11 protein-coding genes are annotated in these 16,637 nt (G+C 66.5%); 9 read left to right on the plus strand and 2 right to left on the minus strand.

Annotated elements, in window-relative coordinates; all coding sequences use genetic code 11:
* Positions 1 to 26: 26 nt before the first annotated feature.
* Entirely contained in the window at positions 27 to 1,349 is a 1,323-nt protein-coding gene (locus KF785_13170; GenBank protein MBX3147710.1) for a DUF445 domain-containing protein, read from the minus strand.
* 7 nt (positions 1,350 to 1,356) lie between these two features.
* The gene (locus tag KF785_13175) at positions 1,357 to 2,841 is read right to left on the minus strand and encodes a sodium:solute symporter (protein ID MBX3147711.1); all 1,485 of its coding nucleotides are present in this window, start codon (positions 2,839 to 2,841) and stop codon (positions 1,357 to 1,359) included.
* Positions 2,842 to 2,977: 136 nt separating this feature from the next.
* Between KF785_13175 and KF785_13180 the strand changes: the two genes are divergently transcribed.
* The 9 genes from KF785_13180 to KF785_13220 form a co-directional block, all read left to right on the plus strand.
* Positions 2,978 to 4,399, plus strand: a complete 1,422-nt coding sequence (locus tag KF785_13180) for a hypothetical protein (GenBank protein MBX3147712.1) — start codon at positions 2,978 to 2,980, stop codon at positions 4,397 to 4,399.
* Positions 4,400 to 4,582: 183 nt separating this feature from the next.
* The gene (locus KF785_13185) at positions 4,583 to 6,061 is read left to right on the plus strand and encodes a menaquinone biosynthesis decarboxylase (protein ID MBX3147713.1); all 1,479 of its coding nucleotides are present in this window, start codon (positions 4,583 to 4,585) and stop codon (positions 6,059 to 6,061) included.
* Positions 6,058 to 6,972, plus strand: coding sequence for a putative 4-hydroxybenzoate polyprenyltransferase (gene ubiA, locus KF785_13190; GenBank protein ID MBX3147714.1), 915 nt, complete (start codon positions 6,058 to 6,060; stop codon positions 6,970 to 6,972). The genes KF785_13185 and ubiA overlap by 4 nt, the downstream gene beginning before the upstream one ends.
* Positions 6,973 to 6,995: 23 nt before the next feature.
* The gene (locus tag KF785_13195) at positions 6,996 to 8,216 is read left to right on the plus strand and encodes a hypothetical protein (GenBank protein ID MBX3147715.1); all 1,221 of its coding nucleotides are present in this window, start codon (positions 6,996 to 6,998) and stop codon (positions 8,214 to 8,216) included.
* Positions 8,213 to 10,480: a penicillin acylase family protein gene (locus KF785_13200; GenBank protein MBX3147716.1), complete on the plus strand. Its 2,268-nt coding sequence runs from the start codon at positions 8,213 to 8,215 to the stop codon at positions 10,478 to 10,480. Before KF785_13195 ends, KF785_13200 begins: the two co-directional genes overlap by 4 nt.
* A 28-nt stretch (positions 10,481 to 10,508) precedes the next feature.
* Positions 10,509 to 13,793 carry a PD40 domain-containing protein gene (locus KF785_13205; GenBank protein MBX3147717.1) on the plus strand — a complete coding sequence of 1,095 codons (3,285 nt, stop codon included), beginning with the start codon at positions 10,509 to 10,511 and terminating at the stop codon, positions 13,791 to 13,793.
* 174 nt (positions 13,794 to 13,967) lie between these two features.
* Positions 13,968 to 14,552 (plus strand): UbiX family flavin prenyltransferase, encoded by a 585-nt coding sequence (locus KF785_13210; protein ID MBX3147718.1) that lies wholly within the window; start codon positions 13,968 to 13,970, stop codon positions 14,550 to 14,552.
* Between the two features lies 1 nt (position 14,553).
* Positions 14,554 to 15,048, plus strand: a complete 495-nt coding sequence (locus KF785_13215; protein MBX3147719.1) for a metallophosphoesterase family protein — start codon at positions 14,554 to 14,556, stop codon at positions 15,046 to 15,048.
* Positions 15,049 to 15,069: 21 nt separating this feature from the next.
* Positions 15,070 to 16,637: PD40 domain-containing protein (locus KF785_13220; GenBank protein MBX3147720.1), on the plus strand; the 1,568-nt coding region annotated here is incomplete at its 3' end.

A 16,637-nucleotide genomic window follows, 5' to 3' on the forward strand; every position in this document is an offset into this window, starting at 1 on the left:
CTGCTGATGGGTCAGTGACCCACTCCCTATTTGAGCAGGCCCTTGACCGTGTGGATCAGGAGACCGAGCAGTCCGCCAACCAGCGTGCCGTTGATGCGGATGAACTGCAGGTCGCGCCCGATGGCCAGCTCGATCCGTCGGGAGGTCACCACCGGATCCCATTTGGCGACCGTCTGCGCGATCAGATCGGCGGCGTCACCGCGATACTGCTCGACCGCGCCTAACGTCCGCTCGACCAGGAAGTCGTCGATCCGGTCCATCATGGCCTGATTTCCGAGCAGCGATCGGCCGAAGGCCTCGATGCCTCGCTCCAGCGCCGACGGTGATTCGGGGTCGGTCGCCTTGGACACCGCAGCTTCGCGAAGGTGCTCCCAGAGCCAGGTCGTGAACTCCTCGACCACCGGACCTGTGAGCAGCTGCTCTTTGAGGGCCTCTGCCTTGGCAATCGTCTCGGGCGAGGTCTCGAGCTGATCGACGAAACGGTCGAGGGCCTCGTCGAACTTGGCCCGCAGCGGATGTTCCGGGTTTTCGCGAATCTCATCCAGCATGGTCTCGACCCCGACCACGATGCGGCCGTAGATCTTGTTGTCGACTACACCCGGTATCCACCAGGGACTCTTCGACTTGACGGAGTCGCGGATGCTCTCGCGATTCTCGTCCAGTGCCCGCGCGGCAATCCGCACCGCTTCGCTCAGGAGGTCCTGGTGCCGGTTGCCGCTGCGGACCAGCGTCAACGCGCTGCCCAGCAGAGGCGCAACGTGCATAGCCCGCAGCCGACCTACCACGGCCCGATGAAGCAGAGCTTTGATCTCGGCGTCTGGCAGCGCCTCGACGGTTTTACCGAGGCCGCTGGCAACCTGTCGGGCAATCTGGCGACTGTTCTCGGGTTCGGAGAGCCAGCGTGCCGCCCGCTCGGCCAGACGCAGCGAGCGGAGCCGATCCGACAGCACGTCGCGCGAGAGAAAGTGGTTCTGGACGAAGGTGCCGAGGGTTCGGCCCAGGCGGTCCTTCTTACTGGGCAGAATGGCGGTGTGGGGAATCGGAATCCCGAGCGGATGCCGAAACAGCGCGGTCACCGCAAACCAGTCGGCCAGGCCACCGATCACCGCGGCTTCGGCCGCGGCGCGCACGTAGCCGATCCAGGCGGCCCCGTTCTCGAAATAGCTGGCGACCAGAAAGATCGCGGCCGACACGACGAGCAGCGCCGATGCGCGCCACTTCATTTGGTCGAGATTGCGCTGCCGGGTGGCGTCGTCCAGCACCGGCGGCAGCACGGGCGTGACGGGTACGACCGCCGCTGAGGGCGGCTCGCGTTCCGGGCGCGGCGACTCGGGAGGAGAAACAGTCATCGCGGAGCTATCCGGTGGGAGCGGCGTGGCGGTGTGGCAGCTTGCTGAGCAGCGTGCCGACGATGATGGTCAGCAGGGTGCCGATCGGTACGTACCAGGGCCACGCGAGCTTCCCGAGGGTGGCCAGCAGGGCGGAGCCGGTCGCGGCCCCGATCGGTCCGGCAAACACCACCATCAGCATGACTCCGACCGTGACGATCAGCGCGCCGATCACATCACGACCCTGCACTCCGGGGCTGGTGCCGGCCAGGATGTAGGTACCGAGCAGACCCCCGTAGGTCACCGAGGCAATCGACAGCGCCAGGACCACGACGGGTGAATCGTTGCGCGCGGTGTAGGCATAGAAGAAGAACGCGCCGATGATCAGGAGCACGCCCCAAGTCGCCGAGAACAGCTTGCCCACGCGGAGCAGGTGATGCGGGTCCGACCGTCCCGTCAGGCCGGCGTAGAGGTCGTGCGTGGTCGACGAGGCCATCGAATTGATCGAAGAGCTGATCGTGCTCATGGCCGCGGCAAGGATCCCGGCAATCATCAGCCCCGCCAGCCCGGTCGGGAGATGCTGCACGATGAACCGCGAGAACAACTGATCGGCAGGCTGGTCGGCAGGCGCCAGGTTCGCAGACCAGATGGCAACCCCGATCAGCAGGAAGAGCAGGAACTGGGCGATGACCATGATGCCCGAGCCGACCAGTGCCTTCCTGGCGGCGCTGAGCGAACTCGAAGCCAGCAAGCGCTGGACGATGAGATGGTCGGTGCCGTGCGACGCCGCCGACAACAGCGAGCCACCGACCAGTCCCCCCAGAAAGGTGTAGGTGGCCGAGAAGTTGATCGAAAAATCGAAGAGCCGGAGCTTGCCCGCGTCGGCGGCGAGCGCCAGGGATGCCACCGGGCCACCCGCCAGAGTCCAGGCGATCCACAGCGCGGCCACGCCCCCTGCCAGATAGACCGACAGTTGCATCACGTCGGTCCAGACCACCGCTTTGAAGCCGCCAACCCAGGTATACATCAGGGAGATGACCCCGATGGCCAGGATCGATGCCGGGATGCTCCAGCCCGAGACAACAGCCATCGGAATGGCAGTCGCAAAGACCCGGACCGAGTCGCCGAGGGCGCGGGTGATCAGAAAGACCGACGAGGCCACCTGCCGGGTCCGGCGGCCAAACCGGTTCTCGATCCGCTGGTAGGCCGTGTCCTGGTCGCCTCGGAAATAGCCCGGCAGCAGCCAGGCAGCGACCAGAAACCGGCCGACGAGATAGCCAAAGGCGAGCTGCAGGAAGGTCAGATCGCCGCGGGCCCCGATGCCCGGCACCGAAATGACGGTCAGCGCCGACGTTTCAGTCGAGACGATGGACAGCAGGATGGCCCAGGTCGGCAGGTTCCTGGCGCCCAGGAAGTACTCGCCGGCGGTCGTATGGGACCTGGCAAGCCACAGGCCGATGCTGATGGTGGCCGCAAGGTAGACCAGGACGACGACGAGATCGATCGATGACACCGAGCGGGCTCCGGATTCGGGTCGGGACCGGCGTTGCGGATCGCCAAAACTAGAGCAACTTAATCTCGCGGTCGGCAGGTGGGCGACGGCGCCTGCGGGTCGACACCCGGAGTATCACGTCTACACGGAGCAGGGAATGGCGAGATCGCGCCTGCGTGGTTGGGTCGCGGCATTGGTGTGTCTTGTGGTCGTCTCGGTGGCGTCCTGGACCCTGCCCGGCATGACCGGTCGAGGCATGACCTCGCTGGCCGGGCAGCTGGAGCCGGTCACGGTGACATCTCACCTGATCCAGCCGTCCGAAACGGCGGTACCGGTGGCGACGACCGCGACAGTCCCCCTCGCCACCCGGCTGATCGGCATCCTTGGCATCATCGTGATTCTGGCGATCGGGTACGCCATGTCTTCGCAGCGGCGGTCGATTCGCTGGAAGGTGATTGCCTGGGGCTTCGGCCTGCAGGTGATCTTTGCCATCTTCGTGCTGCGGGTGCCGTTTGGCCAGGATCTCTTCCGCCGGCTGGGCGACTTCGTCACCTCGATTCTCCGCTTCTCCTATGCCGGATCCGAGTTCGTCTTCGGCGAGCTGGGCAAAGCCAACTCGAGTCTCGGAGTCATCTTCGCGCTGCAGATTCTCCCGGCCATCATCTTCGTCTCGGCGCTCTTTGCCATCATGTACTACCTGGGCGTGATGCAGCGGATCGTCCGCGCCCTGGCGGTGGTGATGAGTCGCTTCCTCGGTGCCAGCGGTGCCGAGAGCCTGAACGTGGCGGCCTCGATTTTCATGGGACAGACCGAGGCGCCGCTCACCATCCGACCCTTCCTGGCCCGGCTGACCCGGTCGGAGCTGATGACGGTGATGACCTCGGGCATGGCGAGCATTTCCGGCTCGATCATGGCGGCGTACATCGCGTTCGGAATCGAAGCGCGCCACCTGCTCACGGCCGTGATCATGACCGCGCCAGGCACCATCATGATGGCCAAGCTTTTCGAGCCGGAAACCGAGACGCCGGAGACCTACGGTACCACAGAGCTCGACATCCCGGTGACGGATGTCAACGTGGTCGACGCCGCCGCGCGCGGTACCAGCGAAGGTCTGCAACTGATGCTCAACGTCATTGCGATGCTGATTTCATTCATCGCGCTGATCGCGCTCGCCAACGGCGGCATGGCTGCCATCCACGGCTGGCTGCCCTGGTTCCCCGAGAACATCCAGACCGTGCTCTCCTGGGTCGGTCGGCCCATCGCCTGGGTCATGGGAGTGCCGTGGCAGGACGCCGGCACGGTCGGCGGCTTGCTGGGCACCCGGACCGTGCTGAACGAGTTCGTCGCCTTCTCGCAGCTCGGCGCGCTCAAGGAGACGCTCGATCCGCGCTCCTTCGTGATCGCGTCCTTTGCGCTGACGGGCTTTGCCAACATCAGCTCGGTCGGCATCCAGATCGGCGGCATCGGCGCCCTGGCGCCGACCCGCAAAGCCGATCTCGCCCGGCTGGGCTTCCGCGCCATGCTGGCGGGCACCCTGGCCAACTTCATGTCGGCAACGATCGCAGGTCTGCTCTACTGAGTGTGCGAAGCAAGCACGTCGACGCTGATCCCGAGCCGGTCCGGCAGGTCGGCCCGAACGGGCCTCACCGTGCTCCACGGAGTTTTCCCGGGTGCTCCGGGGCCCTGACCGGGCCTATATTGTCGGGTGATACCACCACTCCGGATCACCATCGAATAGTGCCGGCTGCCGGCAGGGCGATGCATGACGATAGACACGTTGCGGGACTTCGTACGAGAGATCGAGCGCGCCGGTGAACTGGTGCGGGTCGCCCACCCGGTCGATATCAAACTCGAGATCGCAGAAATCACCGATCGGGTCATGAAGAGCCCTGGTGGCGGCCCGGCGCTGCTGTTCGAGAAGCCGGTGCTGGCCAACGGCAAGACGAGCCCGGTTCCGGTCGGCATCAATCTGTTCGGCTCGATGCGCCGCATGGGCATTTCGCTCGGCGTGGAGCGCCTCGACGAAATCGGCGGCCGCATTTCCGAACTGCTCAACCTCAAGGTGCCGGACGGCCTGCTGGGCAAACTCTCGATGCTGCCGAAGCTGGCCGAGGTGGCCAAGTTTCCCCCGCGGACCCGGAGCGGCAAGCCGGCATGTCAGAGCGTCGTCCTGCAGGGCGACGAGGTCGACCTCGCCTCGCTGCCGATTCTGACGACCTGGCCCGATGACGGCGGACCATACATCACCTTCCCGATGGTGATCACGGAAGACCCCAGCAAGGGCATCCGCAACGTCGGGATGTACCGCGTCCAGGTCATCGGCAGGAACACCGTCGCGATGCACTGGCAGCGCCATAAGGTCGGTGCGGCACACTGGCGCGAAATGGCGGAGAAGGGTGAGCGGATGCCGGTCGTGATCGCGCTCGGCGGCGATCCCGCCGCGATGTACTCGGCCTCGGCGCCGCTGCCGCCGATGATCGACGAGTTTCTCTTCGCCGGCTTTCTGCGCAAGTCACCGGTGGAACTCGCCAAGGCCGTCACCTGCGATCTCGAAGTGCCCGCCGAGGCCGACATCGTGCTCGAGGGGTACATCGATCCCTCTGAGCCGCTGGTGCTCGAAGGCCCCTTCGGCGATCACACCGGCTTCTATTCGCTGGCCGACTACTATCCCAAGGTGCACATCACCTGCGTCACTATGCGGAAGGATCCGATCTATCCCGCCACGCTGGTGGGCCGCCCGCCGATGGAAGACTACTACCTCGGGCACGCGACCGAGCGAATCTTTCTGCCGCTCCTCAAGCTGACCACGCCGGAAGTCGTCGACTATCACATGCCGGCCTGCGGCATCTTCCACAACCTGGTCTTCGTCTCGATCGACAAGCAGTACCCGGGCCACGCCTATAAAGTCATGAATGCCATGTGGGGCGCCGGGTTGATGTCGCTCGCCAAGGTCATTGTCGTCGTCGACAAGCATGTCAACGTCCAAGACCCTGACGAGGCCTGGTGGATTGCGCTCAACAACATCGACCCCGAGCGCGACGTGCGGTTCAGCATGGGGCCCGTCGACGTGCTCGATCATGCCAGCCGCTCCTTCAGTTTCGGCAGCAAGATGGGCATCGACGGCACTCGTAAGTGGCCGGAGGAAGGCTTTACCCGCGAGTGGCCGCCGCTGATCGAGATGGATCCGGCCACCAAGCGGAAGGTCGATGAGATGTGGCCCAAGCTGGGCATCAAGCTGTGAGCGGTATCCAGCCCGAGGCGGGTGGACGGGAAGGTCAAACCTTCGCGGGCGGCTCGCTCGCGATCCGGTATCTCAATTTCGTCAAGCTGCCGCACACCCTGTTTGCGCTGCCCTTTGCGCTGCTTGGTGTGCTGGCCGCGTCGTTTCAAACCTCGATTCGGTGGCAGACCGTCCTGCTCGTGGTCATCGCTTTCTCGGCGGCCCGCTGGGTGGCGATGGGCTTCAATCGAATCGTCGACCGCGAGTTCGATGCCCAGAACCCGCGAACCCGCGCGCGCGAGTTGCCCAGCGGAGCCTTGACGCTGCGGCAAGCCTGGGCGTCGGTCATCGTCGCCGGGGTCGTGTTCGTCGCGGCGGCGGGGTCGCTCAATTCGGTCTGCCTCTGGTTGTCGCCCGTGGCGCTGGTCTGGATCATGACCTACAGCCTGGCCAAGCGCTTCACCTGGTGGCCCCACCTCTGGCTGGGGATGAGCCTCGCCATTGCGCCGGTCGGCGGGTATCTCGCCGTGACCGGCGCCTGGAGCGACCCCTGGTGGGTGCTGCTCGCGGTAACCGTAGGGGTGGCCACCTGGGTTGCGGGCTTCGATATGTTTTACGCGTTGCCGGACGAGGCCTTCGATCGAGTCACCGGCCTCCGCAGTGCCGTGGTCAGGCTGGGCGAGCGGCGCGCGATCCTCGCGGCCAAGCTGCTGCATGGACTCACGATTCCGGCGCTGGCGGCGTTCGGGTACGGCGCCGGGTTTGGGCTCTGGTTCTACTTGGGCCTCGTGGCCGCGGCCGGCATTCTGGCCTATGAGCACCAGCTCGTCAAACCGGGCGACCTGTCCCGGCTCGACGCCGCCTTCTTCACCATGAACGGTGTCATGAGCGTTACCGTGTTTCTGTTTGCACTGCTCGATCGGCTCGTCTAATCCCTGCTCGGCCGGAGGCTCGCATGTGGAAGAAGGTCGTCAAGATTGCGATCGTCGTGCTGGCACTCGTCGTCGTGGCCCTCGGCCTCTACGTCCGCCGAATGATGCCAAGGTTTCCCGAGCAGCTGTTCGTGCAGCCGAGCGGGCCCTATGCGGTGGGCACTCGGGAGTATTCCTGGACCGATTCGAGTCGTGCTGAGCCGTACACCAAAGATCCGTCAGACCATCGCCGAGTCGTGGTGCAGGTCTGGTACCCCGCGGTGCCGGGGGGAGCGGACACCGCGCGATACCTGCTGCGGCCGGATGAGTTCGCGAGCCGGTCGGGTGGTCGTGCCGCCAGCAAGTCGAAGACCCACGCCGTGCTGAATGCGCCGGTGGCCGAGTCGGGCGGAGCATTTCCGGTTCTGGTCTACAATCACGGCGGTGCCTGGACCCGCTGGAGCGCCACCTTCACGACCCAGTGGCTCGCCAGCTACGGATATGCTGTCGTCTCGATCGAGCACTTCGGCTTCAATCAGACCGTCAAGTATCCTGACGGCACCCCGTTCGCGCCCGATACGCTGACGATGCCGAAGGAAACCGGCGATGGCCGCGCCGATGCGCTCGCTTCCTGGGCATTCCTGGACGACCCGGTCTTTCCGATCTGGGTGGCCGATGCGCGTTTCGTGCTCGATCAGATCGAAGGGCTGGCCCGTGACCCGGGCCCCTTCCAGGGACGGCTCGACCTCGATCGGATCGGAGCGTTCGGTTGGTCCTTCGGAGGGGCCACCGCGGTCCAGCTCACCGCCGACGACCCGCGGGTCAAGGCCGCGGTCGATCATGACGGACAGCTCTTCGGCGCTGTGCGCGAGCGGGGAACCACCCGTCCCATCATGCAGCTGCACAACGCCACGGACTACGAGAAACTCTATCCGGAAAAGCAGCGCCCGGCGGTTCGCGAGCTGATGGCCATGACGGCTGCCTGGGACAGCACCACGCGTGAGCTGTCGTCGGGCGACTGGTACAACGTCACGATTGCCGGCACCGACCACGGCGATTTTTCGGACCTGGCGCTCTTCTACAAGCGGTCCAAGGAACGGATCGATGCCCGAAGGGCCCATGAGATCATCAATGCCTACACGCTCGCGTTCTTCGACCAGTACCTCAGAGGTCAGCCCTCGACGCTGCTCAGCGAGGAACCGTCGCCGTTCTCGGAGGCGACCTTCCGGGCCCGGATCCGGACGCCCGTCCCGGCGGCCCCGTGAACGGCCGGCCAGGCATCATCCGGGTCCGTGGCGGCGCCGGGCCGAATCGACTCGCAGCCACGGCGGCGCGGCTCGCCAGGGTGTCGGTGCTGGTTGGTGCGCTTGCCGTACTGGTGCCTGCTCAGATAGCGTGGGGGCAGGCGGGTCAGGCCACGATCTACCGTGACACCTGGGGCGTTCCCCACATCTACGCCGACCGCGAAGATGAGGGATATTACGCCTTCGGGTATGTGGCCGCCGAGGACGAAGGCGAGTTTCTCGGCCGAATCGTGTTGGCGGCGCGGGGTACCGCGGCCGCGGCGTTCGGTCCCGAGATGGTCGAGTCGGACTATACCTCGCGACTCTGGCGCCATCATGCCGAAGCCCGCGTCGGCCTGACCCGTCTGAGCCCTGAGCTCCGGCGCAACTACGAACGGTGGGCCCAAGGGTTCAATCGGTACGTAGCCGACCACCGCGCCGCCGTGCCTGCCTGGATGCCGACCGTAACGGCAACCGACCTGGTGGCCGTGTCGCGCTGGCTCTTGTGGCTGGCCTACCAGGCCGGCGATGGCCTCGCCAAATGCCGGGCCTCAGGCGTGCAGCTCTCGGCAGCTGCGGAGGACGGGCTCGCGAATCGGGCGGTGGCGGCGTCCAACGAGTGGGTCCTGGCCCCCTGGCGTACGGCCGGAGGCAACACCATCGTGCTGAGCGATCCGCATGGTGAGGTGGACGGCCAGTTCGTCTTCGAGGTCCGGCTCCATGCCGGGCGGCTCTCGTTTGCCGGGTTCACCGTGGCGGCAATGCCGTTGCTGGTGCAGACACGGCGGGTGTCCTGGGGCATGACCACCGGCGCACCCAGTGTCGCCGATTGCTACGAAGTGACGCTCGAGCCTGGTCGCACTGATCGGTACCGCAGCGACGGTGCGCTCCAACGGCTGATCGAGGAGCCAGTACGGATCGAGGTTCAGGGCGCCGGGCCGGTCCGACGGACCCTGACCTACACTCGGCACAACGGCATCCTTTCGCCGGTGGTGGGGCGGAAGGACGGCAAGGTCTGGGTCGTCAGCACCAGCTATATGGACCGCGCTGGTGACTTCGACGAGGAAGTGTACCGGATGGTGCTCGCACGCAACGTCGCCGAGCTCAAGGAGGCGATGCGGTTGCAGGGCATGTTCCCGCAGAACGTGATGGCGGGTGACGTCGATGGCGCGACCTTCTACGTGCGCGCCGGGCGGACTCCGCGCCGACCCTCGGGCGTCAACTGGCGACGTGCGCTCGACGGCAACACCGCGCGCACCGCCTGGCTCGGGATTCATCCGTTCGAAGATCTCGTTCAGATCGAGAACCCCTCGACTGGCTACATGCAGAACAACAACATCGGGCCCGATCGGATGTTCGAGGGAAGCCCGATGACGCCGGATCGCTACCCCGACTACATCTACAACGACCGGGAGGGACGCACCAATTCGCGCGGCCGTCGGGCCGTCGAGGTGCTCTCGAGCGCGGTCCGGTTTACGGTGGATGACGCGATCGAGTTGGCGCTCGATGAGAAATGGATCGACACCGAGCAGTGGCGGGAGGCGCTCAGGCGGAGCGTCGCGGCCGATCCGGATCGGCTCCGTCGCCTCTCACCGGCAGCTCGGCAACTGGCCGATGGGTTGCTCCGCTTCGACGGTCACGCGCGGGCCGAATCGAAGGCGGCGCTCGGCTACTGGTACTGGCGAACCACTTTGCTCGAGCAGGCTGGTGCAGCCGGTACCCGCGCGGTGCTCGAGGCGGGCGGCCGGCCGGATCAACCGCTCGAGCCTGGCGTCGCGGACCGGGTGGTCGACGCGCTCGAGGGCGCCGTGGCGCGGATGGCCAAGGAAGGGCGCACCGATGCGCGGCTCGGCGACGTGTTTCGGATCGGTCGGCCGGGTTCACCGTCGTATCCGCTGGGCGGGGTGGCACTTGCTACGGACGACCGCCGTCACTGCGAAAGCCTCGCGTCCTGGGATCTGCTCTGCGTGCACACCCAGCGCGCGTTCACGGCGGTGGCTCCGGATTCGAGCGGTCACCGGATGGCGCAGATCGGCTCGCGGCTGCTCCGGCTGACCGTCTTCAGCGATCCGATCCAGTCGTTCACACTGCACAACTTCGGTCAGACCTCGCGCGCGGGCTCGCCGCATCGCGATGATCAGGCACAGCTCACCAGTGAGCGCCGCCTCAAGCCGGTGCTGTTCGAGAAAGCCGAGTTGCTGCCGCACGTCACCTCACAGATCACGCTCGACGTTCCGCTCCCCTGACGACGGCCCCTTCTGGAGATTCGAGCCGATGCGATGCCGCCCCCCGCTCGTTGTCGCGCTTCTCGCCTTCCTGGCTGGTCCGACTGCAGCCCAGCGTGCCAGCGACTGGTCGGTTACTCAAGCCCGGGGCACGACCAGAGTCATTGACTTCACCGTCGATCAGGGCACCTATCTCTCCGTCGATCTCGCGCCGGATGGCCAATGGCTCGTCTTCGACCTGCTGGGCCACATCTATCGCCTGCCGGTAACGGGCGGTACGGCGGAGAACCTGACCGCAGCAAGCGGTATCGCCCTCAACTATCACCCGCGAATCTCGCCCGATGGTCGTGAGATCGCGTTCGTGTCCGACCGGGGCGGTCAGGACAACCTCTGGGTCATGGGAGCGGACGGTTCGAATCCTCGGCAGCTCTTTGCCGACGACGACTCACGTGCCGCCGAGCCGGCGTGGACGCCTGACGGGCAGGCGATTCTGATCTCCCGGAAGATGAAGTCGCCGGCGGGATTCTATCGCACCAACGACGAGATCTGGAGCTTTCCACGCGCGGGCGGACCCGGGACGGCGCTGGTCAAGCTGCCTCCATCGGCGTCGTCGGTGCCCGCCCGCGCCGGCTACTGGGCAGGCCAGGATCGGGCGCAGTGGCCCTCGATGTCGCCCGACGGCCGCTACCTCTACTTCCATTCGTCGCTGTTTTCAGGGGCCGATCGCCGGCTCCGCAGGCTCGAGGTCCGCTCGGGTCGAATCGACGACCTCACCGAAACCAAGGATCGGTACCTGACCTGCTGCGGCCGGACCACCTACCCGGCTCGGCTCGGTGAGATTGCGCCGGAAGTCTCGCCCGACGGCCGCTGGCTCGCGTATGCCCGGAAGATTCCCGGCGCGCGCACTTCCTATCGCGGGCATCAGTATATCGGTCGGACGGCGCTCTGGCTCCGCGATCTCGAAACCGGAGTCGATCGCGTCATCATGGACCCGATCACGGGCGATGCCATGGACCTCCACCCGGCGTGGGACCACCGGGTGCTGCCTGGCTACTCCTGGGCCCGGGACGGCAAATCGATCGTGATTACCCAGGGGGGCCGGATCCGACGGCTCTGGATCGAATCGGGTCGAGTCGAAACGATTCCGTTCGAGGCCCGGGTCCGCCGGGAGATTTCGGAAATGGCCCGCCACCAGGGCGCGATCGACGACCGGGTCTTTCGACCCCGGGCCATCCGCTGGCCCGCGTCCTCGCCCGACGGTGGCCAGCTCGTCTTCGAGGCGGCGGGCCGGCTCTGGCTGCGGAGCTTGCCAGATGGCGCCATGGCGCCGCTGCTGGAGCCCGGACCCGGCGGATTCGAGTTGACGCCCGACTGGACGCCCGACGGTGGTACCGTGCTCTTCACCACCTGGAGCGACGACGAGGGTGGTGCGGTCTGGAGGGTGCGGCCCGGCGGAACGCCGGAGCGGATTACCCGGCTAGCGGGGCGGTATCTCTACCCTCGTGCTGCCGCTGACGGGCAGAGCATCGTGGTCAATCGATGGTCGCCGGCACTCAAATACCTTCCGAACGCCGCCGGCTGGGAGCTGGTAACGATCGATGGATCTGGCGCTGTGACGGTGGTCCGTGGACCGGGGCCGTTGGACGCGGCTGCCAATACCGCGGGTCTCACATACCGGGTCCACGGCACGACACTGGTGGCGACTCGGGCGTCGACGCAGGACCCGTGGGTGCACCCGGTCGTGGCCGGTGCGGTCGCTACCGTGGCGCCGTCACCCGATGGCCGCTGGCTCGCCATTCGGCAGAAGCACGATGTCTACCTCGCGCCGCTACCTGCGGTGGCCGTGGGAGATTCCTTGACCGTCAGCCTCGCAGACGGTGCGCCCGCGCTCCGCCGGTTGACCCGTCACGGCGGCATGTTTCCCCGGTGGCGCAACGCGACCACGCTCGAACTGGTCAGCGCCAACACCTACCTGAGCTATGATGTTGTCCGCCAGCGAGTCGATTCGATACCGCTCGACTTCGAGATTCCGAGGGATCACGGCCTCGGCACGGTGGCGCTCACCGGCGCCCGGATCATCACGCTCGACAACCGGCGGGTCATCGAGCGAGGCACTGTCGTCGTCCGCGACGGCAGGATTGCCTGTGTGGGCGTCTGCCCGCTGACCGGGGTAACCGATCGGATCGATGTGACCGGCAAGACGATCATGCCTGGCTGGGTCGATGTCCATGCGCACCATACCAACGACGAGGTCGACGGCATGATCCCCGAGCGGCGCGCCTCGTCGGCCCGCTATCTGGCCTGGGGGGTCACGACGACGCACGATCCGGCCACCGCAGAGCAGGTCAGTTTCCCGCTGTCGGAATTGATCGAGGCTGGTCGCGTGGTGGGGCCTCGAACGTACTCGACCGGTGTCCCGCTCACTTGCAGCGATTTCGACGACTTGCGTGAGATCGATAGCTACCAGGAAGCGCTCGATCATGTTCGCCGACACGCCAAGCTCGGCACGCTCTCGATCAAGGACTATCGCCAGTGTACCCGGGTCCAGCGCCAGATGCTGGCGGAGGCTGCCAGGTCCGCAGGTGTCACCATCACGTCCGAGGGATCCGACCCGCTGTACATTCTCGGCCTGATCATGAACGGCAGTACCGGGTGGGAGCATCCGATCCAGTATCACCCGCTCTACGCCGACTACACCCGGTTCCTGGGCCTGGCCGGGGCCCACTACTCGGCTCAGCTCTTCATTTCGGATTACCCGCACGGCGCGGCCATCGACTACTGGCTCGGCCAGGAGGACCTCTGGGGCAATCCGAAAGTCCGGGAGTGGACCCCGTGGCCGGAGCTGGCGCTGCGCCGAGGGTTGACCAGCAAGCCCCTCTCCGAGTTCATCTTCCCGATCCTGGCGGAGGGCGCCGCCGACATCAAACGCGCCGGTGGCCGCCTGGCCGTAGGCGCGCACGGTGAGCAGGATGGGCTTGGTACGCACTGGGAAGTCTGGAGCTACGCGCAGGCGCTGTCGCCGATGGAGGCGCTCGAAGCGGCGAGCCTCGACGGGGCGCATTTCCTCGGCCTGGAGCGGGACCTCGGATCGATCGTGCCCGGCAAGCTCGCCGACCTCGTGGTGCTCGACGCGAACCCGCTGACCGACATTCGCAAGACCACCGAGATCCGCTACGTCATGAAGGCCGGCCGGCTCTACCAGGCGCGGACCATGGCCGAGGTCTGGCCGAGACAGCGGGCATACGGTCGAAAACCGTGGGACCAGGCCGAGATGCACCGTACTGATATCCGCGCGGATGATTACTGGGACCGACCGGCTGCTCGACTGCGGTAACGCTTAGATTGCGACGATGACCCCTCGGATCACTGACAAGGGCCGGCCCGGCCCCGTCCCGGCGACGAAACGGCCGGATCGACCCGGCGCGCCCTCCCGCCCGTCGCGACCGGCCCCGGTCGGGCCGCCGAAGCATCCCGTGCGCACCCCCACGCCCAACCGGCGGGGCCGCTGATGTCGAGCCCCCTGGTGGTGGCGATCACGGGCGCCTCGGGCGCGCCGTACGCCGTGCGTATTCTGGACGCGCTGGCACGGCACAGGGTGCCCGTCTGGCTCATCGTCTCCGGCCATGGCTGGCGCCTGCTCGAAACCGAGGCCGGCCTTGCCGACATCGATGCACTCCGCAGCGCCACCGGCGGCGACTGGAGCAGCATTACCCTCTTCGACGATGGCGATCGCGGCGCCAAGCCGGCGTCGGGTTCGCAGCGGACGGCGGGCATGCTGATCTGCCCCTGCTCGATGGGCACGGTTGCGGCGGTGGCACACGGCACCAGCCGCTCGCTGGTCGAGCGGGCCGCCGATGTCACGCTCAAGGAAGGGCGCAAGCTGGTGCTGGTGCCGCGAGAGACGCCATGGTCGCTGGTGCACCTTCGAAACCTGACGGCAGCTGCGGAGGCAGGCGCGACGATTCTTCCGGCGGCGCCCGGTTTCTACCATCGACCGACCACGGTGGCGGAGCTGGTCGACTTCGTGGCGCAGCGTGTGCTTGATCAGTTCAATCTCGATCTGACCGGCGCGCCGCGCTGGCAGGAGGAATAGGATGCGGCTCGGCATCATTTCCGACACCCACGGCATGCTGCGGCCGGAGGTGTTCGACGTCTTCAAAGAAGTCGATTTGATTCTGCACGCCGGCGACATCGGCCCACCGGAGCTGCTCACCGAGCTGGAGGCGATTGCTCCGGTGCTGGCTGTCTGGGGCAACACGGATGATTTCGACATCCGCGCCCGGGTGCCCGAGGTAGTCGCGACCGAGATCGACGGGTTTCGCTTCGTGATCGTACATGGGCATCAGCTCGATCGTCGGCCGACGCCCGAGGGCTTGCACCAGGCATACCCCGACGCCGAGGTCATCATTTTCGGGCACACGCATCTGCCTCTGCTGACGACGGTCGACATGGTCGTGACCGTGATGAATCCCGGTGGGGCGGGGGCGCGGCGACACGATCTGCCCGCGTCGGTCGGGATCATGGAGTTGGAGGCGGGGATTCCGCCGCGGGCCCGCCTGGTTCCTCTCACCGCTGCAGACGAGGACTGACCGGCACCGGAGAGGATCCGAATGGCGAAGTACCTTCTGATTGCTGGACTCTTGCTTCCGCTGGTCGCGGACCTCGAGGCGCAGGTCTCCCCGACAACGCATCCTTCGGCCGATCCGCCTGGTGCGCTCTCCTACGAAACGGCGTTCGACACCCGGGAGTTTCTCTGGAGTACGGTTCTGGCCGTCTCGGCCGGCGGGCGCCTGATTGCCTTCGACTATCGACGCCAGCCCGCCGACAGCAACCTGAGCGAGCGCTACTTGCGCAACGGAACCCCGACCTCTGTGGTCGGAAGCCGGATCGTCATCCTGGATCGCGGCACGGATCGGTCGGTCGAGATCTGCCCCGGCGGCAACTGCTGGCGCCCGGTCCTCTCGCCGGACGGTGCGCAGCTGGCTTTCTACTCGGATTCCGGCGGCCCGCCGCAGCTCTGGGTCTACGATCGGGCCCGTGGCCGCGCTCGACGCGTCATGCCTGACGCCATCAAGGCCAAGCTCTGGGCGGGTGACGAGCCCAGGTGGAGTCCCGACGGCCGGACCCTCTACGTGCCCCTGGCGCCGACCGAGGGAGAGTATCGATCGCCGGCGCGTCCGCAGGCAGCCCCCGGGCCGGCCAACCCGGCGAGCGTGACCGTCCAAACCAGCGGGTCAGAAGTCGCCGCTGCTGCGACGGGGACGCCTGCGGCCTCACCGCTGGCTGCCCATATGCTGCGCGAGAATCTGGCGTCGATGGCTGCGGTCGACCTGGCGACTGGCAAGGTTCGGATCCTGGCTCCTGCCGACGGGCACTCGCGACCGAGCGTGCTTCGTCTCTCGGCCAGCGGTCGCTGGCTCAGCTTCCTCTCGGTTTTCAAGGAGCAGGGGCCGACCAGTCAGGTCGCGCTGCTCGACCTCGGTCTGGTACGGGCGGATGGCGGCTCAGTGCAACTCGTCGCCGAGGATCTCCCGTCCTTCAACGACTACCATCGGCTCAACTACGCCTGGCACCCGGTCGACGATCGCCTCGTCTACACCAAGGATGGCAAGCTCTGGCTCGTCGAGGTCGCTCCAGACGGCGCGATAGCTACCCGTCAGCTCGGCAGCGAGCTGGGCCGGCTGGTGCCGACCGTGCACTGGTTCACCCGCGATGGCAGCGCGGTGGTCGTGGGCGTCGACCCCAGGGATGACAGGGACTACGGCGAGATCCGGCCGGCGGGCATGGCCGTGGTTCCGCTGGACGGATCGACTCCTGTCAGGTTCGCATGGCCCGACAGTGTCTGGACCTATCAGAGCATTCTCAAGGCGGATGAGCGGACGGTCTGGCAGCCGGACGGTCGATCGGTCGCACTGATGCTCCTGGAAAAGAGCTCGGGCCAGCGCGTGGTGGTGCGCTTCGATCCTGCGACTGGCGCCTCGCAGGTGCTGTGGAAGGGAATGGCCAGGATCGACCATCTGACGGGCGGGTTGGATGGCGGGTTGGTCGGCGTCTACCAGGATCTGGCCACGCCGCCCGACGTCTATGCCTTCGGAGCCGACTTCGGCGGCAGGCGCCGTCTCTCGGAAATCGATCCGCGCCTCTCGGCCGTTGCCGCCGGAACGGTTGAGGTCTTCGA

It is taken from the genome of Gemmatimonadales bacterium (assembly GCA_019637315.1).
GTDB lineage: Bacteria > Gemmatimonadota > Gemmatimonadetes > Gemmatimonadales > GWC2-71-9 > SHZU01.

What these genes read in the sequence shown, in the direction of transcription:
- KF785_13180 (MBX3147712.1), top strand. Translation starts at nt 2,978, where the DNA reads ATGGCGAGATCGCGCCTGCGTGGTTGGGTCGCGGCATTGGTGTGTCTT.
- KF785_13170 (MBX3147710.1), bottom strand. Translation starts at nt 1,349, where the DNA reads ATGACTGTTTCTCCTCCCGAGTCGCCGCGCCCGGAACGCGAGCCGCCC.
- KF785_13205 (MBX3147717.1), top strand. Translation starts at nt 10,509, where the DNA reads ATGCGATGCCGCCCCCCGCTCGTTGTCGCGCTTCTCGCCTTCCTGGCT.
- KF785_13195 (MBX3147715.1), top strand. Translation starts at nt 6,996, where the DNA reads ATGTGGAAGAAGGTCGTCAAGATTGCGATCGTCGTGCTGGCACTCGTC.
- KF785_13185 (MBX3147713.1), top strand. Translation starts at nt 4,583, where the DNA reads ATGACGATAGACACGTTGCGGGACTTCGTACGAGAGATCGAGCGCGCC.
- KF785_13215 (MBX3147719.1), top strand. Translation starts at nt 14,554, where the DNA reads ATGCGGCTCGGCATCATTTCCGACACCCACGGCATGCTGCGGCCGGAG.
- KF785_13210 (MBX3147718.1), top strand. Translation starts at nt 13,968, where the DNA reads ATGTCGAGCCCCCTGGTGGTGGCGATCACGGGCGCCTCGGGCGCGCCG.